This window comes from Schlesneria sphaerica, assembly GCF_044336245.1.
GTDB classification, from domain to species: Bacteria; Planctomycetota; Planctomycetia; order Planctomycetales; family Planctomycetaceae; genus Schlesneria; species Schlesneria sphaerica.
The window spans coordinates 5,449,146-5,476,059 of the sequence record NZ_CP172346.1 but is presented as its reverse complement, the minus strand read 5'-3'; the positions used below and the strand labels follow the sequence as shown (position 1 = coordinate 5,476,059).

Here is a 26,914-nt window from a genome sequence, read left to right as displayed (position 1 = left end):
AACTGGAAGCCCCAGAAAGGATTGTGGGATGTCTAAGAAAGTCGAAAAGAGAAACGCAAAACGAACACGCCGGAGCTTCACGGAGGAGTTCAAGAAAGAAGCGGTGGCCTTGCTGCTGGATGGACACTCTGCCAGTTCCGTTGCGGAGCGACTGGGCCTGTCGAGCCCCAATGTTCTCTACCGATGGAAACAGGCGCAGCTCGAGGAGTCGGGCCCGATCGCAAGCACGCTGGAAGCGCGTGTCCACGAACTTGAAGTGGAGCTTCAGCGAGTGATTCGGGAGCGTGACATCCTAAAAAAAGCGTTGGCCATTTTCGGCCGCAACGAGTGACGGACATCTACGCTGCCGTGCCGGGTATTGCACAATCAAGCAACGCTCAGACCAGTGTCGTGTGCGAGGTGTTGGGAGTCAGTCGGTCCGCGTATTACGCCTGGAGAGAGCGTATCCCCAGCGGGCGAGAATCTCGTGACACGCGACTGGCTCAACAGATCCAAGCCATCTTGTGGAACCATCGCCGCCGTTATGGCGCGCGTCGAATTGCGGAGGAGTTAGCCGATCAAGGAGAGATTTGCTCACCGCGAAAAGTGGCTCAACTGCTGAGTTTACAGGGGCTGCGGGCCCCCACACCATAGCACAGCCCGCCCCCCTCTCCGCTATCGGCAGTGACGTCTGCAGCAGTCTGGCGAGGGGGGCTCTTCGAACGGGGCACCCGAGCCGGAAATCTGAAGTTGATGACCGGCACGAGAGGTCGCCTTGTTCGGCCTACAGAATGGCCAGGGGGTTTCGGCGTTCTTCCAGGGTTCCGCGAGTGACGCCGACTCGGTTGGCCGCGTTCAGTCGGCGCCAGACATCTTCACCCCGGATCCGCTGCGCGAGTAAGTCACCGTAGAGACTGAGAATCCTTCGGACTTCAGCAGGTTCTTCATCGAGGAACTCGATCCGCAGATTTCTGACGCCCCGCTCTAGCAGCGTCGCGACGACTTCTGCGGCACTTTGCGGAACAGCGTTGTAGAGCGTGTTTCGGCAGCCGACGTCCGCCTTCAGCGGATGCTCAGTTCCTACCCGGTCGCGAAGCTGAACCAAGTGTTCGTCGCACGGGCGACCGCAATTCGTCTTGTTTGTTCCGGGGGACAGCACGGAACAGAAGACGCAATGCTCCATGTGAAACATCGGCATGTGCTGGTGAATCACCACTTCCATCCACTGAGGGGGAACCGCCTCAACCAGATTCAGCAGTTGATCTCGGTTCAGATCGTAAGAAGCCGTCACTCGCTCGGCCCCCTGCCCTTTCAGAAAGTCGGCAGTCAACTCATTCGCCACGTTCAGCGAATAGTCGGCCACGAACGGAATTTTTCGCTCGGTACAGAATCGCAACCCTGCCAGATTACGAACCAGAATTCCGTCCGGTGAATGCTTGGCCAGCGCGAGGAACAGCCCCGCTTCGTCGGGTTTCTGGATTCGGGGAGGAGCCAGGTAAATCTGCCGCTGACTGGAATGCACCATCTCGACCGCTTGCCGGTACTCGCGGATATCCTGAAAGTCGGCATAGATCGCCGGCGCCCTGTCCAAGGCGGATGCGTTCTGGCTTTGACCAAAATCCCCCGGGCGTTGCTCGTTCCCGCCGATTTCGCGGTGGACAGGTTCATCGAGAACAGTCTCGATCTGCTTCAGCGTACGACACAGCAGATGCAACCGAGGTCCCTGCCTGGGTTCTGCCGCCGAAGGTGCGCGACGGTTGATTTGCTGCTGCAGTTCCCGCAGCGCCAAGTCTGGATGCAGGCGTCTGGGCCTTGCGAGCATGGCCTGGTGGTCCAGTTTCACCACCATTTCCTGCCGCAGTTTCGACAGCACGCTCAGCGGAATCATTGGCTCTCCCGCGATGAAGGCTTCAAGCCGACGCAGTTCGTAGGGGGTATTTCCCAGCCGGCCGAGTTGTTCGGCGAGAAACTCTTCAGTCACCGGGTGTTTTCGCGCAACGGGCAAGGGCTCGGCCGACTCAACGCCAACTCGCAGTTCCTGGCCGTGACTCGAAACGACGTCGGGGGTGACGACAGCTTCGATTTGAGCGGGTTGGCCCGCAATTGCCCGCACGCTGAGGTCCAGCGGTCGTTTACGTAGCGGATCGGGTCCAGTGTATGTCTTTCGCAGTCGGGCGGTGAGACGGGGATCGTCCGTCTTCCAGACAGATTGGCCCGGATACATTCGCTGGAAATCGATCGAGCCATGCTGAAATTCGAGTTCTACTTTTCCCGTTGCAACGGCTTCGTCCACCGCCTGACCACCGGCAATGACCCCGTAGACTCGCCCTCCCTGCTCTTCGTCGGCGGTTCGGTCTCCTTCGAAGACGACTCCATCGCCACGCGACACAGGCCCCTGAAGACGGATTTCGACAGTGTGACTGTAAACACGCGTGACAGTCCCCAGCAGAACTCCTCGCTTCGCAGAGGAAAGTCCGGGGACCAGCATCTTGTGGTCGTCGCCGTTCAGCCAGCCGACGGAAAATCCGCGTGAGAACGAGAGTTCCATCTCGCGCACGTCCTCGCGCGAGACTTCGATCGCTTCACCTCGCATGGCCGAGTCGATCGCAGCACGGTAATGCCGCGTGATATTGGCGACATAATCCGCGGACTTCAGTCGTCCCTCAATCTTGAAGGACGAAATTCCGGCGGCGATCAGTTCCGGAGTCAGCTCGTAGGCGGCCAGATCCTGAGGGCTGAGCAGATATTTTTGCGGTCCCAGATCGACGTCTTCCCCGTCACAGATCAGATCGTAGGGAAGACGGCAGGCCTGCGCGCATTGTCCCCGATTGGCACTTCGTCCCCCCAGGGATTCGCTGGTGAGGCATTGACCGGAATAAGCAACGCACAGCGCGCCGTGGACGAAACACTCCAGTTCGATGGAGGTCGACTTTTTCAGTTTTGCGATCTCGCGTATCGACAGCTCGCGCGGCAACACCACCCGCTCGACTCCGAGTTCCTGGGCGACCTCAATACATTCGGCGCTCGTCAACGTCATCTGGGTGGAAGCGTGAATCGGCAAAGCCGGACAGGCCTCGCGGATGAGTCGTACGACTCCCAGGTCCTGGACCAGCACGGCATCCACATTCGCATCGGAGATCACGCGAAGCAGCGATTCCAGTTCGGGGAGTTCGTCCGTGAAGGCCAGCGTGTTCAGGGTGATGTAGCCCTTCACACCTCGATGGTGGAGGAAGCTCATCACTTCTGCAAGTTCCCGGGGAGCCACATTCGTCGCGCGCGCCCGCGCGTTGAACCCGCAGTTCAAGCCGAAGTAGACCGCGTCGGCCCCATTCTCGACAGCGGCGCGCATACAGTCGCGGTCACCGGCAGGAGCAAGAAGTTCAGGTCGAAGTGAAGGAGGCAGAGCCATGAATCAGCCGATACAAATATGAATATAGAGTGCGGTGCAATCACTGCGGGCGAGCTACAATGGGGGGGAACGATATCGGTCCTTCCGATCAAGCGAAACCGGCCGCAGAAGTATAACGACGGCAGCCGAGGCCACGGTCAGAAAAGCAGACTCGCGACCTTGTTCAAATCCAACCGTTTCTCCATTCTAGCAGACCCAGTATGCTCGCACTTTGCATCTGATGGAGCCGAAACCACAGAGGATCTTCGAGCCCACGCGCCGTAACGTCAATTGGTGCCGGGTGTTTGTCCGCGTTTTCCTGGAGATCAGCCGTCCTTCTTGCATCGAGTCGACACGATGATTGAACCTGCGGATGCGACCGAAGCCGAAATTCGGCAGGACAGTGACTACGATGGGGCCTGGAAGGAGGCCTTTCGGCTTCACCTGCGCGAATTCATCGAGAAATGTTTTGCCCGGCTGGCCCTGTTGATCGACTGGTCCCGCGCCCCCGTCTGGCTCGACAAGGAAATCAGTCAGATCGTCGGACAATCAGGGCATCGTAACCGGGAGGTCGATCTCCTGTTCAAAGTCTGGCTGATCGAAGGTGGTGAACAATGGATTTTCTGCCACCTGGAAATTCAGACAAATTACGAAGCCAACTTTGATTTTCGGATCGATCTGTATAATTCGGGATTGAAGTGGCTGTTTCAGAGAGACGTCTTGACGCTGGTTTTGTTGACCGATGTCAATCCTGACTGGCGACCTGACAAGTATCAGTTTGAGCTGGGTGGATTTGTCAGCAATCGACTTTTTCCGATGTGTAAGGTTCTCGATCGACTCGCGACCGATTGGAAAGACGACAGATCGCTCGTCGTCGAGGTGTCGCGAGCCCAGATCGCTGCCCTTCGCACCTCACGCGACCCGCAGGCTCGTTATAATGCCAAAACGCAACTGGTGAGAAATCTTTACACGGCTGGATATGATGCGGATCAGATCCGCGAGATTTTCCGACTGATCGACTGGATGATGCACCTCCGGCTGGATTTGAGTCGACAATTTAATGAGGAACTCATCGCCTACGAGAAGGAATTGCAGATGCCGTACGTCACATCAATCGAACGCCACGCGGAACAACGAGGACTGGAACAAGGGTTGGAACAAGGGTTAAAGAAGGGACTGGAGCGAGGGAGCACCCGGCTCCTCATGCGGATCTTGTCACGCGTCTGTGGTGATGTGCCCGAGGAAGTCCAGTCAAAAATTGAAACACTCTCGCTGGAGCAGCGTGAAACTCTCGGCGAATCGGCAATCGATTTCCGTTCTCTCGACGACCTGAAAAACTGGCTGACAAATAACAATTCCTGATCCATCCGAAGCAATGGATTGACAACATCCCGCCTAATGAAGCTCCATCCGCTAGACGAGGCAACGCGCGTTCCCGCTGGACGTGAGTCGACAATTTCATGAGGAACTCATCGCCGACGAGAAGGAATTGCAGATGCCGTACGTCACATCAATCGAACGCCACGCGGAACAACGAGGACTGGAGCAAGGGCTGGAACGAGGGAGTACCCGAATCCTCCTGCGGATCCTGTCACGCATCTGTGGCGAAGTGCCCGAGAAAATCCAGGCACAGATCAAAACACTCTCGCTGGAACAGCGTGAAACACTCGGCGAATCGGCAATTGATTTCCGTTCTCTCGATGACCTGAAAAACTGGCTGACAAATAACAATTCCTGATCCGTTCGAGGCGGCATGCCTCGCGAGGAAACCTATGACGGACCTGACAAAACTGACCTTCGATCATGACTCATGGGGCCGTCTGACCCTCACGCTTGACGATGGCCGAACGTATGCGGGGATCGACCCTCTCCGCTGTTTCCCTCTGACCGATCCCGAGAAATTGATTGCCCTGCTGGACTCGGAAGGCCATGAAATTCTGACTTTGCCGGATCTCGATGTATTGTCGCCTCAGTCCCGCGACGTCCTCAACGCGGAACTGGCAGCACGTGATTTTGTGCCGGTCATCCAGCGTGTGATTTCGACAACCAATCCCAGCCCCCCCTGCCACTGGGTCGTTGATACCGATCGCGGAAGGACAAGCTTCCAACTGGAGAGCGAAGATGACGTCCGCAAGCTCGGAACGCATCGCGTGATTGTGGCCGATTCGCACGGGATTCGTTATTCCATTCCGGACGTGCGTCGTCTCGATTCGCATTCCCAGCGAATTGTGCAGCGCCTGGCGTAGGCTCCAGTCCGCCAGAAATCTGGCGAGTTTGTCACCCCTGCCCTCTCACCATCCTGAGACTTGAGCGTCTTTGTCATCCTCTAAAAGCGGAAGCTTGTCAGGCGAGCTGCTATAATTGATTATTTCGGCATCGCCGACGCGGAAGCAACTCATTCATGATTGAAGTCCAAGCCGTCTCGAAAATGCATCGCCGGGGCCGCCTCGAAGTCCCCGCACTCCGGGAAATCACCTGCCAGATTCCCAAAGGGTCATTCACGTTTATTCTGGGCCCCTCGGGAAGCGGTAAAAGCACCCTGCTCTATCTGCTTGGTGCACTGGATGAACCGACCACGGGCACCATCACTGTCCACGGCAAATCGCTGCAATCCATGACAGCAAGCGAACGGGACGAATTTCGAAGGAAGGATGCAGGGTTCATCTTTCAGAACTTCAATCTGCTTGCCAATCTGACGGCTGTGGAAAACGTGCTGGTCCCCTTTCTGCCAACCGGGGTGAGTCGCGAGTTGCGCAACAAGGCCGCGGAATTACTGGATCGACTTGGGTTGGGGGATCGCCGTGAGCACCGCCCCAACCAGTTGTCTGGCGGCGAACAACAACGGGTGGCAATCGCTCGTGCGTTGCTCAAGCGACCGAAACTGGTGCTCGCGGACGAACCGACAGGAGAACTCGACACGGCCAATTCCCTGGCGATTCTGCAAGACCTGCGAGCCCTCTGTCAGGAACAGCAATCGACAGTCGTAGTCGTCACCCATGAGCATGAATACATCCGCGAAGATGATCACGTCATCCGCATTCGTGACGGGCGCGTGGCCAACCAGCCTTAAGCTGCCTGCTTCCGCATTCGCTTGCAGCGGTGTCGTTCTCGCCACGACCACACTGGCAGGAAGGTCTATTGAACCGGAAGAATCCTGATCGCCGTGAGACGATTCTTCAAAGTCATTGCGGTAAGATCTCGGGAACTGTCGTAGTTTCTGTCAGTTCCACAGGAGATCAAACTGATGTTGACCGCGTTACTCCTCATTGCACTGGGAGCTCCCCCTGCCGTCACTGATGAGGCCGCCGAGGCGAAATATCTGGGTAATCTTCGACAAGTCACATCCGGCCTGCCTCGCGCGGGTGAAGGGTACTTCTCGCCCAATGGCGAGTGGATCGTCTATCAGGCGTACCCGATTGGGTATCCCTTCTACCAGATCTACGTTCAGAAGCTTGATGAGAAAACACCGCGACTCCTCAGCACAGGTCGGGGCCGAACAACGTGTGCGTACTTCTCGCCTGACGGAACGAAAATTCTCTTCGCGTCCAGCCACACGGATCCCCAGATCGACATCACCGAACTGAAAGCACGCGAAGAAGCGGCCAAAGGAGGTCGTCGGCGTTATCTGTGGGATTTCGATCCGCACATGGACATCTACATTTCGAACTTTGATGGCACCGGAATGAAGCGGCTGACCGACAGCCCCGAATACGACGCTGAAGGAAGTTTTTCTTCTGATGGGAAACAGATCGTCTTCACGTCGTCACGAGATGGGGATCCTGATCTGTACATCATGGACGCGGATGGTTCGAACGTTCGTCAATTGACGAACCAACCCGGCTATGATGGCGGTCCCTTCTTCTCTCCCGACAACAAGTGGGTCATCTTTCGGTCAGACCGCCAGAAAGAGCACATGCTGCAGTTGTTTGCCATCTCTGTCGACGGAAAGACCGAAGTTCAATTGACGGATAACCTCGATCAGGTGAACTGGTGCCCGTACTTCCACCCCAGCGGCAAGTATCTTGTCTGGGCCAGCGCGGACTACAGCAAAGGTCCCGCCAATGCTCCGTTTCACCTGTTCACAATGGAACTGGAATGGACGTCAGACTCCGTCAAACGTGGAGCCGTGACGCAAATCACGCACAGCACCGCGCAAGATGTCCTGCCCGTCTTCAGCCCCGATGGAAAGAGCCTGATGTGGACATCGACCCGTGGTGCCGACGGGACCAGCCAGCTCTGGATCGTGGACTGGCTGCGCGAGAAGAGAGGAAATTGACGGGGACGCTCAGTCCGAATTCACCATCCCATCGCGACTCTTCAAAGGACCACCCATGCGTGTTCATGCTTTGCCTGTGTCACTGCTGCTGGGACTGATCGCTTTCGCCGTCTGCGGGTTCTCCGTCTGCCGGGGAGAAGAGAAGATTGCGGACTGGTCGCAGCAGCATGTCGACGAACTGCTGGTGTTGTATCGCGACTTTCACAGCAATCCCGAACTCTCATTCCGCGAAGAACAGACAGCACGCAAGCACGCCGCCGAGCTGAAATCGCTCGGCTGCGAAGTTACCACCGGGGTCGGTCAGCAGGGGGTCGTGGGGCTGCTAAAAAATGGAGAAGGCCCCACCATCATGCTTCGTACCGATCTCGATGCCCTTCCGGTGACCGAGGCTACCGGTCTGCCATTCGCCTCGACGGTCAAAACCAAGGATGCGAAGGGAAACGACGTCGGTGTGATGCATGCCTGCGGGCATGATGTTCATATCACCTGTCAGATTGGTGTCGCGCGATACCTTGCCAGCCATCAGGACCGATGGCGTGGTACGGTCATGTTCGTGGGACAACCGGCAGAAGAGATCGGCGGAGGGGCCGAGGCCATGTTAAAAGATGGCCTGTTCACTCGCTTTCCACGACCTCATTCCGCCCTTGCACTGCACGTTGATCCGACCCTGCCCACCGGGAAAGTGGGCGTGAAAGCAGGCTACATCCTGGCGAACGTCGACAGTGTCGACATTCTCGTCAAAGGAAAAGGAGGACACGGAGCCTTCCCTCACACAACGATTGATCCGATCGTCCAGGCGGCGCACCTGATTGTTGATCTTCAGACTCTGGTCAGCCGTGAGAGCAGTCCCTTCGAACCGGCGGTCGTGACCGTGGGATCGATCCAGGGAGGAACCAAGCACAACATCATCGGGAACAGTTGCCGGCTCCAGTTGACGGTGCGAAGCTACTCGCCTGAAGTGCGCGAAAAGCTGATCGAGGGGATCCGGAGAAAAGCCAAGGCGGCCGCGATCAGTGCCGGTGCCCCGGAACCGACGATCGAGTTATCAGACTGGACGCCTGCTACCAAGAATGATGCAGACTTGGTGGAAAGAGTGGTTCCCGCGTTCCGCGAGGCTTTGGGCGAAGACAACGTTGTGCCCGTCGAACCGTCGATGGGGGGCGAGGATTTCTCTCAGTACGGGCTCGCTGGCGTTCCCATCTTCATGTTTCGTTTAGGATCAGTGACTCCGGAACGCATGAATGCACTTCGGGACGCCGGGAAGACCCCCGATTCGTTGCACTCGCCGTTCTACTATCCTGACGCCCCGGAAACGATCAAGACGGGTGTGACCGCCATGTCCGCCGCCGTGCTCGAACTCATGAAGGTCGAGAATTAGTGTCGCTGCAGCATCGCCTGGATAATCTTCTTCACCGGGGGGACAGTTTTCTTCCAGGTGTGGTCTTCGCGAATTCCGCCCCGCTTTACCACAGCACGTTGCCCGGCCAGCGGCATGCTCGGTTCGTCTTCGATAACACCCTGCACTTGAGTTCCGAGCCAACGACGCACACCGGCCACTGCAAAACGGGAACCTCAAAAACCGACCGCCAATTCATTCCGTGATCATCCGCGGAGAAGTGCGGTGCGACGCAAACACAAATCGCCGCGGGCAGAAGCACGCGGCGATTCGTTGACGTCGGATCAATTTATGGCTTCAGCCCAGAAATTTAGAACTCACCAACAGGATTGCCGTCGGCGATGTAGGCCAGTCGCTGACGGGTGGTGTTGTCGATATTCTCGCTGATGAAACGGACCGAACCGTCACCGAGCAGCGCCTGCACACCACCGGTGTGAAGGCTTCCGGGCGTACCCCATTCACCGAGCTTACCCGGAGGATTCTGAACGCTCCATGGCGTTCCAGGTCCCCAGCCGCAGCAGGCCCAGTCATTGATTTTTCGCTGACCGTTGAGGTTACCGAACTGAATTCCGTTGCCAACGTGCTGCGAACAGGCCCACGAACCCGTGTAACCGTCATGCACATTCAGAGTCGTTTCGACAACAGCCACGGTGTTACTCGATCCGTCGGTCAGGTCACGCAGCGATGCCGTCGACATGGCACCGAACATGGAACGAGTGTACTGATCTTCCTTGGACCACATGTTCCAGCCCTGTCCATCGGTGGTGCAGAAACCATAATTCGTCTTGTACGAGTTGACGCTGGGATCACAGCCGTAGTTACCGTCCAACAGCCCTTGAATGAAGGGGGTTCCACTGTCTGATGGACAAAGCAAAGCGTTCAGTTTGACAGCAGCAGCAGCGGCGTTTTCCGGAGGTACAATTCCGCCGATTCCGGCAAGTGGAAGACTACCGTTGTCTTTCCAGCCCCCCATGGCCGCACTGTGGTTGATTCGATTGTACAGGGGAGCCTGATCGAAGTACGGGAGGATCAACACCCAGCCGCTCTGATTCTTGATGTTCGGCAACGCGTTGTTGTTCGCGGTTGCGGCGTTAAAGCTGGAGGCATAGGGGAACATTCCCGCTACGTCGTGGTAGTTATGCAGGGCGAGACCAATCTGCTTCAGGTTGTTCTTGCATTGCGTACGGCGAGCAGCCTCGCGTGCCTGCTGCACGGCAGGCAACAGCAGAGCGATCAAGACCGCGATAATGGCGATCACGACCAGCAGCTCAATCAGCGTGAACGCGCGACTGTAGCGCCGGGGCTTGTAAGACACAGGATCAAAACTCTTCATCCAAATCCACTCCAAACAGGGAAAACAAAAAAGTACGAAGACGTTGCTTCGATACATTTCCTCTCAATGATGACAAGCAGCTTTTAGCAACACTGCTCGAGCAAACCGTTATTTCTTCGGAGCATTCTTCGCCGAAGTGATCGAGAATTCGATATCGCTTTTGCCCGCTTCAGGAACGTCGACCCGTCGGGTCATTTCCGCCATCTTGTCGCCGGGGTTGTTCCATCGTGCTGCAATGGTTTCTTTTGCCCGAACCATGGCGGGTGAGTCATTGGGCCCCAAGGGGCTTCCATCCTGTTTGACCATTCTCGAAAACGAGACCATGTATGAACCGGGGGTGATCCCCTCTTTATTCGTCCAGTGCATCACGGTGAAGCTGCCGTCGTCCTTCGTAACTGCCCAGGCCCCACCGACGCTCTTGGTCTCATTGATGGGGGTGAAGCGGATGTTGATACCCGCCACAGGCTTACCATCCAACTTGATGACCCCGGATGCAGGGACAATCTTCTCAGCGACGGTCTTGGAGCCGCCACAGCCCTGAACCAGACCAACAAAGAAGACGACAATCAACGACAACAGGCAACGGGCTGAGAGCTTCACTGACATCCTCCTCACAGTTTCGAGACACCGCAGAAGCATCAAGAGCTTCCGGCAACGAATGTGTCCCGTCCAAAAACAAAATTCAGCACTGGCGAAGAGGCGTAGGTCCGAGCCGTCTGATCGTTTCGCGTGAAGGCGACACAGTTGCGTAGTATGCAAGTGTCGTACCTTTGTCGCTCTCTTTAGACGCGATACGAGCGAATCGGAGGCTTCCGGGGCTGACTGGTGCTTGGCGTCAGTCACTGCCGAACCGCAGGAGCATCAATTACGCCACTTCTTGAGACGATTTCGTCTACCAATGACGATAGGTGACGGTACGTTCCAAGTAAACTCATAAAATCAACGGTTCTCGCCATTTTTGAGAACATCGCAAGAAAAAACATCGAAGCTGCTTACTCGGAAGGCACATTTACAAAAACGAATCCAGCCCCTTAGATATCAGCGGTCGCTATTAAATTCAACCAACGTCGACCGCGATTCGATTGCTAACCATTTCGCCGCAACTGCGACATTTTCAAACACATCTTTGTGACCGGATGGCCATTGAACTTCAATTTTGTTCACTCGTTCATCCCGACTTACCCCGATCGATACAACTCGTTCACTACACGATTCGTAACCGTCGCCACCTGTCAACTGCGCGATTCTTTCTTCGCCGTTCTGCAGGACGACCCGAATTTTGGCGCCGATCGCATCACGGCTGGATTGGGTTCCAATGAGTTTCAGGCAGAGCGAATGACACTGATTTTCCGTCGCATTCGTCGCCAGTAGAACGGGCTTTTCCAGGTCGGTCGCGACGAAGTCCGTCAGACCATCCCGATTCCAGTCGATCAGGGCGAGACCTCGGGCAAGTCTTTCGTCTCGCCAGAATTCGCCCCCCACCTGATCGGAGATTTCGACGAACCGGGCGTCATCAAGTCCATGGAAAATCTGTGCCTTCATGCGAAACGGTTCATTCAAAAATTCGTCAATGTGGCCATTCATCACGACCAACTCGGGACGGCCATCGCGATCCGCATCGATGAATTGAGTACCAAAGCCGAGTGGCTCGAACGTGGGCTTTCGAAGCCCGGCCCGCTGAGTCTGATCCTCATAGACGTCCCCTGCCTGCGATAAGTACAACGTATTCGACTCGCGTGCGAAGTTCGTGATAAACAGATCCAGCTTTCCGTCACGGTTTACGTCCCAGGTGGCAATCCCCATGCACGCCTGGGCCAGACCGTTCGCGTCAAGCGCGACACCCCGCAAGAATGCCTCATCGACAAAGCGAAGCGCTCCTCCTGCTTGCTCCGTTTGATTGATCAGCAGAAAATTTGCCGTCATGTCGTTCGCGATAAAAACATCGGGTCGGTGGTCATCATTGAAGTCACCGATGACGAGGCCCAGTCCCATCCCGAGCGGAAGGTCCAGTCCCGCTTCCGCCTGAAGTTCCTGAAAGCGGCCGTCACCCAGATTGACCGCCACGGTGTCGAGCGCGGCGTTGAACATCGTCGGGCGACAAACGACGGGCCTACGAAATTCGTCGTAGCAAGTCGCCGTCAGAAAGTCCTGTCCTTCGCAGTAATTGACATCGAAGATCTCGGGCAAGCCGTCCCCATTCAAATCGGCAATCGCGCAGCTCACCGTCCACGCCGATTCCTGAATCCCCGCTTCATCCGTCACGTCCCGAAATGTGCCATCACCACAGTTGCAGAACAGCTTGTTCCGTCCCAGGTTGGCCACATAGATGTCGGGGAATCCATCATTGTTGTAATCGCCGACCGTCACGCCCTGGGAGTAAGACGTCTCATCGATTCCCGCCGGAACGGTCACAGACTCAAACCGCTCGCCCCGGTGATTGCGGTAGAGAGCATCACTGGGCCCGGTAGGACTTGAAAGAGGGAGCGGTTTGCCTTGCGCGAAGTAGAGATCCGGCCACCCATCCTGATCGAAATCCAGGACTGCGACCCCTGCCCCCATCGTTTCATAAATCTTGTGTCCCGATTCCTGAGCGGACGTGTTGATATAGCGAAAGTCCAGTCCTGCCAACTCAGCCTGGTCCACGAACCGGATCTCAGTCGACTCACCTTCCCTCGTCGGCTCACTCCCCGCCGGGCTGGAGGCAGACTGGGTCCAGTCGGGTAACGGATATTTCAACCACTCACTCTTGTCCCCTGCCAGGCTGCCGGGCTTCGTCCGCGTCGGCCCGGCCAGTGCCGCCTGTGCAGCGAGTTCCTTTTTCCGGGCCAGCATGGGATCACCAGTAGCAGGACGGACCCGCCTGTCATAAACTTCGGCCCACCCCCAGGCCTCCCACAATCGCCCCGTCGCTGCGAGTTCCGAGATCATGGGTTCAATTAACAAATGGGACTGAGGCTCACCCATGCGGGAACTGAGATCGGTGATCCGCTGTAGACTGCGTGCCCGCTCAGTATAGGATGTACCGAGTTCGGCCAGACCGCGAGATTTGAGTACCTGCCCCATCAACATGTTGGCCGAAAGGCTTTCCGGCTCGCGAACGAGCGCCTCATGCAAGCAGCGGATCGCGGGGTCGGGTTTTCCGTTGAGATTCAGCCATTTCGCCCGTGCCAACCAGATCCGTCCGTCGTTCTCGCTCGTGGGAGGAAGTTGAGCATTCCAGGCGAGAAATTTCTCAGGTGCGAAATCCGCGTAGATTTCTCCCAGGATACTCTGTGCTTCGTTGTCCCCCGGGTCGGCCTTCACGACCTCGAGCAGGTATTGTTCTGCCTCGGAGACGCGGTTTCGATCCAGCTCATGCATCGCCTGCGGTAACAGCGGCGACTTTTCATTCGGATCGGCTTTGAGCATCAGTTCGAGCCGCCCCGAGTCATCAACCGTGGGATTGACAGAAGACAGCACGACCAGATCATCCTGCGTAAACGCGTTCTTCTGAATCAGTCGGACCAGGCACTCAACCACCTCGGCACGATGTCCCGTCACAGCAAAAATCTGCGCCAGGTAGCGGTCAGGTTCAGCCGCATTAGGGTTCGCCACACTCGCCAGCCGCAGGGTGTTAATCGCGGGTCGGATGAGATTCCGCGTCATCCAGTTTCTGCCCAATTGCACGGCAAGGGAACTGGCTCGAGCCGGATCCAGTCGCACCAGTTGCTCAAGTGCCGTCAGCGACCGGGACGCATCTCCCTCCCGCGCGGACGCATCGGCCAGCAGAGCCCATGCTTCTTTCAGGTCAGGGTACTGCTCCACTGCCCGCTCCAGCGTGCTGACGGCCTGCGCGTAATCGCGCTGGTCCAAGGCGGTCTGACTTTGTTCGAGCAACTCATCTGCGGTGGGATTTGCGTTAAATACTTTGAAGGCCACCGCCGTCGCCCCCGCGATTCCGATGACGATCAACAAAGGCAGCAGCCACGGCCTTGTTTTGTGTGAGCGTGTCGCCAGGGGAACCGGCTTCGGGCGGTCATCAGAAGTGGACAATTCATTTCCTGTCGAGCGAGAGAATCGAGGAATGGCCGACGTGCCGAATCGGCGGCAGCTTGATTGATTTCGATCCCGCATTCGTATTGGATCTCAGCAAACAGCGGTTTCTGCACCGACATAAAACAGCAACGTCACCGCACGACCGAAGTCGCGCGGTGACGTTAGAAGTATTCGTGCTGTTCCGAGATTGCAAATCAATTCGGATTAGAACTCGCCGACGACCTTTCCGTCAGCAATGTATCCGAGGCTCTGGCGGGTCACCGCGTCAATGTTCTCGCTGATGAAACGGACGGACCCATCAACGAGCAGGACCTGACACCCGCCCGTGTGCATACTCCCGACGGTTCCCCATTCACCCAGTTTCCCGGGTGGATTTTTCACGCTCCAGGGAGTTCCTGGCCCCCAGCCGCAACAGTCCCAGTCGTTGATTTTTCGCTGGCCATTCAGATTGGCAAAATCGACCCCTTGACCGACGTGCTGCATACAGGCCCATGACCCCGTGATACCATCGTAGACATTGAGAGTCTGTTCTGCGACAGCGACCGTGTTACTCGTTCCGTCCGAAACATCTCGCATGGAGGAGTTGGATTCAGGACCGAACAGCGCCCTCGCATACTGATTCTGTGTATCCCAGTTATAGTCCCCGAAAGGGGGGGAAACGCTAAAACCATAGTTGGTTTTATAGGCAGGCCTGTTTGTTTCACAGCCGTAGTTGCCATCGAATCCCGGGAAGATCGCCTGTCCGGAATCCGAAGGGCAAAGCAGCGCCACCAGTTTGGTCGCTGCGGCGTTGGCGTTCTCGATCGTCGGTCCCCCGTTCGCAAGCGGGACCGTTGCGGTGGACCAGCTTGGCCCCATGTAGCGTCCCATCGCTGCGCTATGGTTAATAGTGTTAAACAGGGGTGCCTGATCGAAGTACGGCAGCAACTGAACCCAACCCGTTGTATTCTTTACCTGTCGGATGGTGGGGTTGTTGTAGGCGTTTGGACCCGATCCGGAAACCGAGAATGGGAAGACATTGAATCCGCTGTGATAGTTGTGCAGTGCCAAACCAATCTGCTTGAGATTGTTCTTGCATTGAGTTCGTCTCGCTGCCTCGCGGGCCTGCTGCACCGCAGGCAACAGAAGCGCAATCAACACTGCAATAATTGCAATGACGACGAGCAACTCGATCAGTGTAAAAGCTCTTCGATCCCGCCACCTTAATCTGGACTTCGCCCTCGGCTTCATTTGCATGCCTCCATCAAAAAAGAGAAGAAACAAACACAACAGAAGAGAAACAAAAGCCACCCCCGGACCGCTCTCTGATTTGAGGGCCCGGAGGATTATGAAGAAGATGTAAGGTTATTTCTTTTTCGGCGCCGAAGTTGAAATCGTGAAATCCAGATCTGTCACCCCTTTCTCAGGGATTTCAATCCGGTTGTGCATCCCTGCGCGCGAGGGGTCGCTATACATGGCGGAAACAGATTCGCGCGACTGAACCATCGTGGGGGATTCGTTTTCGCCCAGAGGAGAACCATCCGGTTTAACCCGACGAGAGAAGTACACCTCGTATTTGCCGGGGGGAATTCCCTCCTTCGAGGAAACGTGGATCACTTTGAATTTCCCGTCGTTATCGGTGATGGCCCAGCAGCCGCCGACGGCCTTGTTGTTCTCGATGGGCTGAAAGCTCAGCCGCACTCCCGCTAGGGGTCGGCCATTCACCTTGACCAGGCCGGCCGCCGGAACAAGCTTTTCCGGTTTCGGGCCGGACTTCCCGCAACCGAGCGTTCCGATAAGCATCGCCATCGCGATGGACGAGACCGAGACGAGTCGAATGATGGGTGAACTCGTTAATTGAGAACGCGGATCCGAATCACGCTGCATTGCCATAATAGACGCTTACCCCTGAGACACAGATGCTGAAACCTGAGGCAGTCAAAAGTCGTGCGAATATCAGTCGTGCGAAACTCAGCTCGCTAGGGATCGGTTTTCCGCAGTGCTTTTTAAGAAGAACAAGGCGGGCCGATCACGTATGTCGAATTGTGCATTTAAGATGCCATTAATGTTAAACGATGTCAAGGCGGCTATTTCGGGACGACTTTAAGGGATATTGGCGCCCCATCCCCTTCGATAAAAAGCCACTCCGAATCCGTGCTGAGATGAGTAGCACGACTCTTTTCACCCGATGGCCAACTTATTTCCACGGCTTCCACGTTGGCGTGCTTGCCCGTCCCTATGCGCAAAACTTGCTCATTACTGCTTTCATAGCCATCACCCGCTACCCGTTGAAGATATCGGTGATCTGTTGGGGTTACAGTAACCCCAATTTTAGCACCGATTCCGTCACGATTGCTGCGCGTCCCTACCAGCCTGATCGCTAAGGTCCGATTCTCGGAGGGGGTCGTATTCACCCCCAGTACTGCCGCCTGCTCAAGATCCGTAGCGATAAAATCAACGCGCCCGTCCCGATTCCAGTCGAGTACCGCGAGTCCCCGCCCCAGACGGGGGCGCGCAAAAATCTCTCCGGCCTGCGAACCGGACAGTTCGACAAATTGACTGTTCGTCTTTCCGCGGAAAAATTGAGCCCGCATCTGGAACGGTTCGTTGATGAACTGATCGAGATGACCGTTCACGACAATCAGATCTTCCCAGCCGTCGTTGTCGGCGTCCATGAATTGAGTTCCGAACCCCAGCAGGTCGAATCCCGGGCCTCTGAGTTGGGAGGATTGCGTTGCATCCTGATAGAAACCCCCGGCTTGCGAGCGGTACAACGTGTTGGATTCGCGAGCAAAATTAGTGATGTAGAGATCCGGCAGGCGATCCCGGTTGATGTCGGCACACGCAATCCCCATGCAGGCTTGTGCCAGCCCAAACTCGTCAAGAGCCACATTCCGCAAGATCGCCTCGTCCTGAAAATGGAGCGGCTGATCGGGTCCCGCCTGCTGATTGATCAGCAGAAAGTTGGCAGACATATCGTTTGCGACGAAAACATCCAGCCGGTCATCCTCATTAAAGTCGGCAACGATCAGCCCCAGACCGCGACCATAAGGAAGATCCAGACCGCACTCGCGCTGCTGTTCTTCGAACCGGCCATCGCCGAGATTGATAGATACGGTGTTCCACGTAGGATCGAAGGCGGTCGGACGGCAGACGGTTCGTCTCCCGTAAGGATCGAGACAGTAACCGGTTAAAAGATCGGGCCCCTGCAGATAGTTGACGTCAAACAGCTCGGGGAATCCGTCTCCGTTGAGATCCGCGATGGCACAGCTCACCGTCCAGATTTCCTGCTTTAGCCCCGCAACCTCCGTCACATCAGTGAACGAACCATCGCCGTTGTTGCGCAGCAGGCTGTTGCGACCGAGATTGGCGACATACAGATCCGTAAACCCGTCATTATCAAAATCCCCGGCCGCAACCCCTTGCGAGTACGACGATTCCGACACGCCGGACAAGCCGGAAACCTGGCGGTACTCCTGCCCCCAGAGGTTGCGGTAAAGCTCGTCGCAGACCGTCGCCGAACCGCGTGTCGGCGATGTGTTACCTTGCGGGAAATACAGGTCTGGCCAGCCATCGCGATCGTAATCCAGTACCGCCACTCCTGACCCCATCGACTCGAAAATCATTCGCCCCGCAGCGGGAGAGTATGAGTTGACGAAGCGGAACCGGAGGCCTGCCTCTTCCGCTTTGTCAACAAATTGAATGCCCGCAGCATCAGAATCGCTTCCCGATGCTGACGAGGAGGCTGACATGACCTCGATTGCCGCGTCAGTCAGGGACGGCTGATTCCAGTCGGGCAGCGGAAATCGGTCCCAGTCACTCCCCTGCCCTGGCAGGCTGTGAGGATCCGTCCGGGGAAGGTCACGATGAAGTCGCGTTCGGATGCGACTTTTGAACTCGGCGACCGGGCTGATTTGAGGACCATGCTGCTGCTCGTACACAACGCACCACCCCCAGGCCTCCCAGAGCCGTCCTACGGCCTCCAGTTCCTCGATCAGCGGGATGACGAGTTCATCCCCGCGCGGATCGTTCATCCGGATGCTCATATCGATAATTCTCTGCAGATGCAGTCCCCGTTCGGAGAAGGCGTTTCCAAGTTCAATTTCGTCAAGAGACTTGAGCAATCCCCCCAGCAACATCGTTGTGGCGAGCTGCTCGGGCTCACGAATCAGCGATTCGTGCAGGCACCTGATCGCGGGGCCCACACTCCCCATGCGGGCGAGCCATCGTCCCCGGGCCGCCCAGATGCGCGAGTTGTTTTCGGCACCCGGCGACAGACGAGCATTCCACTTGAGGAATTTCTGCGGAAACTGCGCGGCGTAGAGCTCTCCCAAGGCCCCTTGTGCCTCGTCATCCCCGGGGACAGCGGCCGTTAGTTCCAATAGCAGCAGTTCCGCTGCTTCAGGTTTATCCCCCATCTGGCTGAAAGCACCCTGAAGTAAGGGTGCGCGAAATTCGGGGGCCGCCTTGAGAGCCTGTTGACGTTCCTCTGGAGCATCCCGGCAGGGAGTCGCGGCCGACAGGACAATCAGATCATCGCGGGAGAACGAATTCTTTCTGATGAGGTCCACCAGGTTGGTAACAACTTCCTCCCGATGCCCCGTGATGCTGTAAATCTGCGCCAGGATGCGCTCGGGCTCGGGCGAGGCAGGATCTGCTTCCGCTGCCAGCCGTGCCCCCTGGATCGCAGGTTGATAGCGGTGTTGGCCAACCCAGACCTTGGCCAGCTTGATTCCCAGAGCCCAGCCTCGCTTCGGTTCTCGCCGGACCACCTCCTGCAGCGCCGCCAGCGCCTGGTCCTGATGCTGATCAAGGCAAGCCGCCTCGGCCAGAAGTGCCCACGCTTTGGCAAGTTCGGGATCCCGTTGAACGGCCTGTTCAAACGAAGTTCGCGATGTCCGATAGTCACGCCGTTCCATCGCGCGGCGCCCGCGTTCAACCCACTCCTCCGCCGATTGGGGCGTCTGGCCTTGCAGTGCGAACCACATCGCGGCGAGCGCCAGCAATGAGAGACTCGCCCCGATCGCCAGCCATCGACCGAGTGCAAACGCACGGCGAGAACGAAACACCGATGATTCATTACGACGAGCGTGCTTCAAAGTGTCTCCGATTCCGACGGGCTGCCGATCAGAAAAGGGGTTGCGGATCACGTTGTCACTCGCAACGTGCCCCCTGACGAATAGCATACCCATATCGCTTTCCATTAAGAAAACACATTCAGCACGAGACCAGCGAAGACCTGGGAGCAGAAGACTCGCGATCATTCCATTGGGCGACGCTGCAGGACTGCGGGACGACAAGTCGGAATGTCGATCACTATGGGATTCAGATGGAGATAAGCTAACCGGAAAAAGCGATGACTGATTCGCCCCTGACAATCCCCCCTTTCTGACCTCAAACTGCCTGTCCTGAAGCCACCTGACACACTGCCGCAACTGAGTTCCCTTGCCTTACACCCACGCAGGTGAAACACTGCCGTGCGACAATCGGGACCGCGGGACATGACTGGAGTGAATCGGTTACCCCCCCCGGGGTTCATTCTTCTACTCTCACCTGACGGTTCGTTATGCGAGGTATGAGTCCTCGCGCATTCCCCGGTCGCCGCCCGTATTGGACCCGATGAAACAGAACAGCCCCGGTGATGCGGTGCGCAACAACGTCCCCGTAGCAATCGTTCTGACCATGATCGAGATTCTGAGGAACACAACATCGATTCCGATCCGCCTACTCCCGATTTCCAGCACGCGATCTCCGAACAGGGTCGGCGCAGGATCAGTCCCTACCTCGTTGCTTCAGGTCTGACGGGCTGCGTCCTCATCCTGCTACTCGTCTGGTTCCTTCCCCACCTGGTATCAGGAAAATCCGCTGAACAACTTGTCGAGCAGGGTCAGGTCGCACTCACTGAGCAGAAAGTCACGCTGGCCCGCCACTGTGCCGAGCGGGCTCTTCAACTGAAGCCCGACTTCACCGCTGCCTGGGAACTGTCGGCGGAAGCGAATGCTCAGTCGGGTGATCCCGATCAGTCCCTGCGCGCGCTGGAAAAACTGGCCGCACTGGATCCCGCAGCCGCTGCATCCCTGGGCCGTCGCCTGGGACGGCGATGGATGGTCGAAAACCGTGTTCGCCCTGCGCGGGCGGCGCTGATGTATACTGCGGGGGTCAATCCGGATCTGGCCGACCTCTACCGCTGGCAGGGTCAGATGGCCACTGTCATGGGGCGGCCGCAGGAAGTCGTGCGCTGCATCATCGAACTGATCAAACGCAACGCATTCAACAAGGAGGACCTGATCCTCGTCACCTCAGCAAACCCGGTGGCACCCGACGGTTCCCGACTGGCCAAAATGATCGAACTCGATCCGGAAAGCCGCTTCGATATCCTGGCCTACGTCCTGAACGACATCGCGCTGAACCATCTCGACAAAGCCCGTAACGGTCTGAAGGAAATCACCCGCGCGCGTCCACAGGACGCAGAAGCGATGGGTCTGTTAGGCGAAATTCTGGCCGACGGGCCTGCCCCGGATTTTCTCGCCTGGAACGCCCAGGTCACGCCTGCTCTGGAGACAAACTCCCACGTCTGGCTGGCGCGGGGAAAATGGCTGAGGCACCAAGGTCATACGGACAGTGCTATTCGCTGTCTGTACGAAGCATTTCAGCGTGAGCCCGAGTTACAACCGGCCAATTTCCTGCTGGGGCAGTTGTTGACACAAACAGGAGCGACGGAGCTGGGATCCGAGTTCACGGTACGGGGAAAGCGCCTTCAGACCATCATCAGCCTCAGTGCGCGCCTGCGCGACCAGCGTGCCAACGACTGGCTGACCCCGCTCATCGCAGAACTGCAGGCAACGGGACGGTTATGGGAAGCGTGGGGCTGGATTCGAATCCTCGAACAATTGCCGCCGGCGGACCGAAAGTTATTGCTCACTGCGGAAATCCAGGCTCTGAAGAGCGACCTGGACTCGCGTCTGACGGCCAGTCTGCCACGCACGCACCCAGACAGTCTTCCTGGCCGAGACTTCGAATGGCAACAATTTCCCTTGCCTGACTGGAGCAAGACTGCAGCGGTACACGCTTCCCCGGCACACTCATCCGAACCGCGAGACGACTCGCCCCCTCAGAAAGTCACCAGACCGGCGGAGCCGATCCGATTCGTCGATCAGGGATCGGCGAGCGGGTTGAATTTTCGATACGTCACCGCCGGTTCACCACAACAGGGCCGAAAGATCTTCGAAACGATGGGAGCGGGGGTGGGCGTACTGGACTATGACCTGGATGAGTGGCCTGACCTCTATTTTCCGCAGGGAAGCACATCGGCCACTGAACCCTCCATCGGTCCCACAGACGCCCTCTACCGCAATCGGTTCGGCGAACAGTTTGTCGATGTGACCCCGTTGGCCGGCATCCACGAGACGGCCTTCTCACAGGGTGTGGCCTGCGGAGATTTCGACTGTGACGGCTTTCCCGATGTGTATGTTGCCAATCTCGGTCGGAATACGCTGTATCACAACAACGGAGACGGAACGTTCACGGATGTCACCTCTCTCGCGGGTCTGCGTCAGTCCGTCTGGACGGTCAGTTGCGCGATCGCCGACCTCAATGGCGATGGACTTCCGGAACTCTTCGATGTGAACTACGTCGGCGGAGCGAAACTCTTCACCGGGATGTGCTACGACCAACACAATCGTCCGGGGATCTGTCGCCCCGTCGTTTACGACCCGGTCACCGATACGATCGGGCTGAATCAGGGAGATGGGCGATTTATCGAGCAGCAAAGGGAGTGTGGCCTGGAACTGCCGCAAGGAACCGGGCTGGGCCTGGTTGTCGCGGACTTCAACGACGACGGCCGCGTTGATGTCTTCGTAGCGAACGACATGACCCCCAACTACCTGCTGATCAATGATCAGACCAGCCCCGACCAGCCGCTCCATTTTCGTGACGAAGCCTTTTTGAGGGGCGTCGCTCTTGATCAGAACGGTGCCTCACAAGCATGCATGGGGGTGGCCTGCGCCGATGTGAATCGTGACGGTGCCATGGATCTGTATATCACGAACTTCGCGCGAGAACACAACGCCTTTTATCGATCCCAACCGGGTGGGTTCTATCAGGACCAGATCCGCAGCGCCGGGCTGAGTGAGCCCGGCTTCGAGCCACTGGGCTTCGGCACACAGTTTTTTGATGCAGACCACGATGGCTGGTATGATCTGGTCCTCGTCAATGGACAAATCGACAAGATCCCGGGTGAACCCTATCGGATGAGAGCGCAGTTCTTTCGAGGAACTGCAGCAGGAACCTTCACAGAACTGTTTGCAGACCAAGCGGAAGGAATCTTCCGTCAGGAGCGACTCGGCCGCGGACTGGCACTGCTCGACTGGAACCGTGACGGGAAAATCGATTTCGTCGCATCCGATCTCGAAGCAGCGGTCCTGCTCGCGGAGAACCAAACCATCTCCCCAGGCCACGCGGTTCAGTTGAAACTGATCGGGACCAGAAGCAATCGTGATGCGGTCGGTGCAAAACTGCGAATCCGGGTCTCTGCCGACGATATCCGCACCACACAGATAATGGCGGGTGACGGGTACGAATCCAGCAGCCAGAAAGGGATCGATATCGGGATCGGCAGTCGGACGATCGTCGAAGAAATCCAGATCCAATGGCCGTCCGGGCACATCGACACAAAAACAAATGTCGATACAAAATCCCCCTGGATAGCGATTGAAGGGACAGAAACATGGTTTCCGGTTATCAGGGATTAAGATAAGTTCTCAATTGGATTCCCAAGCCATTTCGAACTGCCTATAAAGTGCAGCGTCAGTGATCGTCCAGCGGGACAGGTCCCCGGAACGGGCTCGACCAACCACGACCCAAAGAGTGGATGCATTATTTTTTGATGTTTCGACTCTCTGCGGATGTGTCAGTCTGGCGGCGTCCCGCAGTCTTCTTCCGAGCGGAGCCAGGACCTTTAGGCATTGGTTTTCACTGATGCGTCAAGAGTTCGGTGGGAACTCAAAGGGAGAGGGTGGCACGGGCTTTGCTGTTTGCATCGCTGATGGAACCACTGCTTGCGTCAGGCTCGGTGACGCAAGCAGACTGACTGAGACAAGAAGCTTACACGAGAGCGTGAGCGAGGAGGGCCGTGCTCAAACGGAAGGCAACTCCTGCCGGGAACCCCCTCGACACTCAAATATGACAACCGCATAATGATTGCCACGCTGCTGCCTTTGGGTTTCAGTCGGGCACCTCGAATTGAATTGATTGGCTTTTTGGATTTACTGCTGGAGCAAGAATGACGGTTGGACGAAGTCTGCTACTGATTTGGCTGTGTTTGGTTTCTTTCTCTGGCTGCGGCTCGAACCAACCGAAAGCGGAAACACTGGTACCGGCATCGGGCACCGTGAAGGTGAACGGCCGCCCTGCAGAAGGGGTCCGCATCACCTTCCACCCCACAGACGACACCAAAACACAAGGTGGCTGCTGGGCCATGACGGATGCGGAAGGGAAGTTCACGGTCACGCACCTCAGCAACAAACCAGGAATTCCCGCAGGAAATTACTTCGTCACCTTCTCACAGTTTGTGAAGCCTGATGGCAAGCCTCTCGCCGCCAATGAATCACCGACGATGACTCCGAGCACTCAAGCAATTGCGGCACGATGGAGTGACGTCGGCAAAGCGGGAATGCATAACAAGACGACGATTCCTGACAAGGGGACCACCAGCCTGGACTTCATCATCTCGACCTCCGTGAAGAAATAATCTCGGAATTTTCGAGAAAGAAACGAGCCGCCCCCCTGTAATGTGCTTTAGTGAACAACACTGAGACAACCTGCCTGATCACCGCCAACGAAGATAACCGCCAGCGAATGGGTGAGCGCAACCGACGAAATTGATTGAGCCAGCGACAGACCCGGGTACCACTGGAAACTTATCCAGCCGGTCCCCGGACGACAAACGTGAAGTTGCGCATCTGCCTGCCCCCGCCTGCAAGACTTTTCCCTTGTGTAACCCTCGAAGGCTTTGATTGCCCGTTCGAGCTATTTGTTTGTCTCCCATTGTTGAAGGATCTTTTCATGAAAGCCTCCGTCGGTCTCGCGAACATTTCGCGACGCAGATCAAAAGCGTTCACTCTGATTGAACTGCTGGTGGTCATTGCGATCATTGCAGTCCTCATCGCGCTGCTGCTCCCCGCAGTCCAGCAGGCACGCGAAGCCGCGCGCCGCACCCAGTGCAAGAACAATTTCAAGCAATTGGGCCTCGCACTGCACAACTACCACGACACCTTCTCGGTGTTCCCTTACGCTACAGCAAACGGCCCTTACTCGACCCCCGCCAACGTCAAGAACCACACAGGCTACGTTCTGCTCCTGCCGTACATTGACCAGAGTCCGCTGTACAACCAGGTCAACTTCTCGCTCCCCATGGGCGACAACCTGGGCGCAACGTGGAGTCCTGTTTCCGGTGCTGCACTGACCCCAGGCCCCGCACCGACCACCAACACTGCCATCGGCACCAACAAAATTGCTGCTTTTCTGTGCCCCAGCGACAATGGAAAAGAAACCGTTGTCGGGGACGGAAACTATGGCTGTGCCGTTGGCGTCATCGCTTACCTGACCACCTACGGATTCAGCACCACCTCCCCGAACGCATGGGGCTACTGGTCAAATGAAAATCAGTACGCTCGCGGCATGTTTGGCGAAAACTCCAACAGCAACATCCGGGACGTCAGCGACGGCACCAGCAACACCGTCGCCATGGTCGAAACCACCCTGAACGTCGCTGACGGTCACACCCCCGCCTGGTCTTGCCGTGCCTACGCCGGCAGCTCGATCGACTTCGCCAACCTGAGCGGTGGAGCCCGCAAGATCAACGACTGGGAATGCTGCGCCTGGACGAGCCCTCCTTTCAACAGCCGTCAAGTTGGACGGCTCGGTGAGTGGGGCAGCCCCGGCAGCCTCCACACCGGCGGATTGCAGGTTCTTCTGACCGACGGTTCGGTCCGCTTCATCAGCGAAAATCTCGACGCGACGACCCGCCAGCGACTTGGCTTGATCGCAGACGGAAACCCGCTGGGCGAGTTCTAAGCCGGCATCCGGCAGCTTTACGCCGCTTGTCATGAAATCTCGAATTCGATCCGAAGCCGCTTCAGCCCCCTGAAGCGGCTTCTTCGTTTTTACGCCCCCCCCCCCTTGCCTACAGCCTTCCCGCATCTCTCTACGGCCTTACGGATCCAGACAGCACGCCCCCAAACACCCGTTGCCCGGAACGACACCCGGCACCTGATGCCAATATTTAGGCGGAAATGACCATTAAACTGGCAGTCGATTTCGCATGAACCGTCGAGCTGATTACAGTTTTGTCTGCTTGACGTCACCCGCAGGGACCTGATTCGGCCCGCACCCGCAATCACGAAATTTTCAAAAAAAATTAAAGACGCAATTGACATCTGAGCGGATGTCGCCTAAAAATGCTCACCGAACTTGTGATATTTAAATTGAAGAGAAACCCCAAGCAGTCGACGGAGGATATTCACTTAAGTGAATTCTTTTGAGAACGTTGTGTCATTTTTTTATTCTTGACTGGCTCTCTAAAACCAACTTAACACGCGTGAGAATAATCTCACATTTGGTTAATTGAGATTCAGCGAATGCGAAAACTGTGAAGTCGGCACCCTGCCGCCCGCCGGGTGAAGGTTGATCGACGAGGGCCTCGGGCCAATCCGAATACCCTGGATCTCACATCGATGGATTCAGGTGGTAGAAATGAGGGAAACAGAGATAGTCTCAACCTCCCGCGATAAATCACCGATCAAATGGATGTTGGTTTTTCACTGCTCAGAATTAAGAGAAGGTTTGTCGAATGTCTAAGTTAAGGGTCCATCGCCTGCTGCTCTGCCTGACCCTCATCTCCAGCGCCGCCACAGTCGGTTGTGGTAAAGCAAAACAGCCCTGGGATACCGTCTATCCCGCTACCGGAGTCTTGCTGCTGGAAGGAAAGCCATTGGCCGGTGCGCAGATCACGCTGATCCCAGAGGACAGTGAGGTCCCACCCTCCGTTCGTCCCACCGCGACCACGGAAATCGACGGCAGTTTCGAATTGGGAACTTATTCCAAAAGCGATGGGGCTCCTGCCGGGTCCTACAAGGTTCTCGCTCTGCATTATCCCATCGTGGGCTCGAAAGAGAATCCGTCGGCTGGCCCCAATGATTTGCCAAAGAAGTATGCAAGTCAGAACACCACTGATCTGAAAATTGAAGTGACACCCGATGGCACCGAGCCCGGTGAATTGATCCTGCGAAAGAAGTGATCGTTGCAATTCCGGTAACAGACTGATGGCCGTGCGGATCCCTTTCTCTGCTGGCAGAGAAATTGAGCTCCGCTGACCGACCTGGTCCCCGCCCGAAAGTTCCTCCGACTTCGAATGAGCGAAGGAGCAAGAAGATGAAATGAATCCCGAGTGTAAGAACTGCGTCATGCATTGCCACACAATCGTGATGGCAGATGTCGAGTTGAATTTTCCTGGCTTAGAAATCACTTACG

The 26,914-nt window shown here is 56.7% G+C and carries 20 protein-coding genes and 1 pseudogene; 13 read left to right on the top strand and 8 right to left on the bottom strand.

All coding sequences use genetic code 11. The features are described from left to right. Positions 1 to 28: 28 nt before the first annotated feature. Both ACGY09_RS19860 and ACGY09_RS19855 read left to right on the top strand, forming a co-directional pair. Positions 29 to 331: a transposase gene (locus ACGY09_RS19860; RefSeq protein WP_397569127.1), complete on the top strand. Its 303-nt coding sequence runs from the start codon at positions 29 to 31 to the stop codon at positions 329 to 331. Beyond that, positions 328 to 633, top strand: coding sequence for an IS3 family transposase (locus ACGY09_RS19855; RefSeq protein ID WP_397569126.1), 306 nt, complete (start codon positions 328 to 330; stop codon positions 631 to 633). Before ACGY09_RS19860 ends, ACGY09_RS19855 begins: the two co-directional genes overlap by 4 nt. Before the next feature lie 130 nt (positions 634 to 763). Here ACGY09_RS19855 and ACGY09_RS19850 read toward each other — a convergent pair whose 3' ends face one another. After that, positions 764 to 3,388 (bottom strand): DUF3656 domain-containing protein, encoded by a 2,625-nt coding sequence (locus ACGY09_RS19850; protein ID WP_397569125.1) that lies wholly within the window; start codon positions 3,386 to 3,388, stop codon positions 764 to 766. A gap of 336 nt (positions 3,389 to 3,724) precedes the next feature. On the opposite strand from ACGY09_RS19850, the gene ACGY09_RS19845 reads away from it, so the two are divergent. The 6 genes from ACGY09_RS19845 to ACGY09_RS19820 all read left to right on the top strand — a co-directional run bounded on the left by ACGY09_RS19845 (position 3,725) and on the right by ACGY09_RS19820 (position 9,021). Next, positions 3,725 to 4,729: a DUF4351 domain-containing protein gene (locus ACGY09_RS19845; protein WP_397569124.1), complete on the top strand. Its 1,005-nt coding sequence runs from the start codon at positions 3,725 to 3,727 to the stop codon at positions 4,727 to 4,729. 133 nt (positions 4,730 to 4,862) lie between these two features. Next, positions 4,863 to 5,105, top strand: a complete 243-nt coding sequence (locus tag ACGY09_RS19840; protein WP_397569123.1) for a DUF4351 domain-containing protein — start codon at positions 4,863 to 4,865, stop codon at positions 5,103 to 5,105. Between the two features lie 34 nt (positions 5,106 to 5,139). Continuing rightward, positions 5,140 to 5,613 carry a DUF1854 domain-containing protein gene (locus ACGY09_RS19835; protein ID WP_397569122.1) on the top strand — a complete coding sequence of 158 codons (474 nt, stop codon included), beginning with the start codon at positions 5,140 to 5,142 and terminating at the stop codon, positions 5,611 to 5,613. Between the two features lie 155 nt (positions 5,614 to 5,768). After that, positions 5,769 to 6,437 (top strand): ABC transporter ATP-binding protein, encoded by a 669-nt coding sequence (locus ACGY09_RS19830; protein WP_373653235.1) that lies wholly within the window; start codon positions 5,769 to 5,771, stop codon positions 6,435 to 6,437. 174 nt (positions 6,438 to 6,611) lie between these two features. Beyond that, positions 6,612 to 7,643, top strand: coding sequence for a DPP IV N-terminal domain-containing protein (locus ACGY09_RS19825; RefSeq protein WP_397569121.1), 1,032 nt, complete (start codon positions 6,612 to 6,614; stop codon positions 7,641 to 7,643). 55 nt (positions 7,644 to 7,698) lie between these two features. Further along, the gene (locus ACGY09_RS19820; protein WP_373653237.1) at positions 7,699 to 9,021 is read left to right on the top strand and encodes an amidohydrolase; all 1,323 of its coding nucleotides are present in this window, start codon (positions 7,699 to 7,701) and stop codon (positions 9,019 to 9,021) included. Here ACGY09_RS19820 and ACGY09_RS19815 read toward each other — a convergent pair. The 7 genes from ACGY09_RS19815 to ACGY09_RS19785 form a co-directional block, all read right to left on the bottom strand. Continuing rightward, positions 9,018 to 9,167, bottom strand: coding sequence for a hypothetical protein (locus ACGY09_RS19815; RefSeq protein ID WP_373653238.1), 150 nt, complete (start codon positions 9,165 to 9,167; stop codon positions 9,018 to 9,020). The two genes, ACGY09_RS19820 and ACGY09_RS19815, sit on opposite strands and share 4 nt — an antisense overlap. Before the next feature lie 182 nt (positions 9,168 to 9,349). Continuing rightward, on the bottom strand, positions 9,350 to 10,372 hold the full coding sequence (locus ACGY09_RS19810) for a DUF1559 domain-containing protein (RefSeq protein ID WP_373653239.1): 1,023 nt from the start codon (positions 10,370 to 10,372) through the stop codon (positions 9,350 to 9,352). A 108-nt stretch (positions 10,373 to 10,480) separates the two neighbouring features. Then, complete coding sequence (locus ACGY09_RS19805; protein ID WP_373653240.1) at positions 10,481 to 10,972, bottom strand: hypothetical protein; 492 nt, start codon at positions 10,970 to 10,972, stop codon at positions 10,481 to 10,483. Positions 10,973 to 11,410: 438 nt separating this feature from the next. Then, entirely contained in the window at positions 11,411 to 14,404 is a 2,994-nt protein-coding gene (locus ACGY09_RS19800; RefSeq protein ID WP_397569120.1) for an FG-GAP-like repeat-containing protein, read from the bottom strand. 207 nt (positions 14,405 to 14,611) lie between these two features. Then, positions 14,612 to 15,637: a DUF1559 domain-containing protein gene (locus ACGY09_RS19795; protein WP_373653242.1), complete on the bottom strand. Its 1,026-nt coding sequence runs from the start codon at positions 15,635 to 15,637 to the stop codon at positions 14,612 to 14,614. Positions 15,638 to 15,751: 114 nt separating this feature from the next. Further along, positions 15,752 to 16,279, bottom strand: a complete 528-nt coding sequence (locus tag ACGY09_RS19790) for a hypothetical protein (RefSeq protein WP_397569119.1) — start codon at positions 16,277 to 16,279, stop codon at positions 15,752 to 15,754. 194 nt (positions 16,280 to 16,473) lie between these two features. Next, a complete protein-coding gene (locus ACGY09_RS19785; protein WP_397569118.1) occupies positions 16,474 to 19,578 on the bottom strand; it encodes an FG-GAP-like repeat-containing protein in 3,105 nt (1,034 codons plus the stop codon). Positions 19,579 to 20,094: 516 nt separating this feature from the next. Between ACGY09_RS19785 and ACGY09_RS19780 the strand changes: the two are divergent. The 5 genes and pseudogenes from ACGY09_RS19780 to ACGY09_RS19760 form a co-directional block, all read left to right on the top strand. Beyond that, a pseudogene (locus ACGY09_RS19780) lies at positions 20,095 to 20,442 on the top strand (hypothetical protein); the annotation flags it as partial. Between the two features lie 48 nt (positions 20,443 to 20,490). Further along, positions 20,491 to 23,136 (top strand): FG-GAP-like repeat-containing protein, encoded by a 2,646-nt coding sequence (locus ACGY09_RS19775; RefSeq protein WP_397569117.1) that lies wholly within the window; start codon positions 20,491 to 20,493, stop codon positions 23,134 to 23,136. A gap of 530 nt (positions 23,137 to 23,666) precedes the next feature. Then, positions 23,667 to 24,134 (top strand): carboxypeptidase-like regulatory domain-containing protein, encoded by a 468-nt coding sequence (locus tag ACGY09_RS19770; RefSeq protein ID WP_397569116.1) that lies wholly within the window; start codon positions 23,667 to 23,669, stop codon positions 24,132 to 24,134. A gap of 314 nt (positions 24,135 to 24,448) precedes the next feature. Beyond that, on the top strand, positions 24,449 to 25,459 hold the full coding sequence (locus ACGY09_RS19765) for a DUF1559 domain-containing protein (protein ID WP_373653248.1): 1,011 nt from the start codon (positions 24,449 to 24,451) through the stop codon (positions 25,457 to 25,459). Between the two features lie 775 nt (positions 25,460 to 26,234). Further along, positions 26,235 to 26,681: a hypothetical protein gene (locus tag ACGY09_RS19760; RefSeq protein WP_373653249.1), complete on the top strand. Its 447-nt coding sequence runs from the start codon at positions 26,235 to 26,237 to the stop codon at positions 26,679 to 26,681. Positions 26,682 to 26,914: the final 233 nt, after the last annotated feature.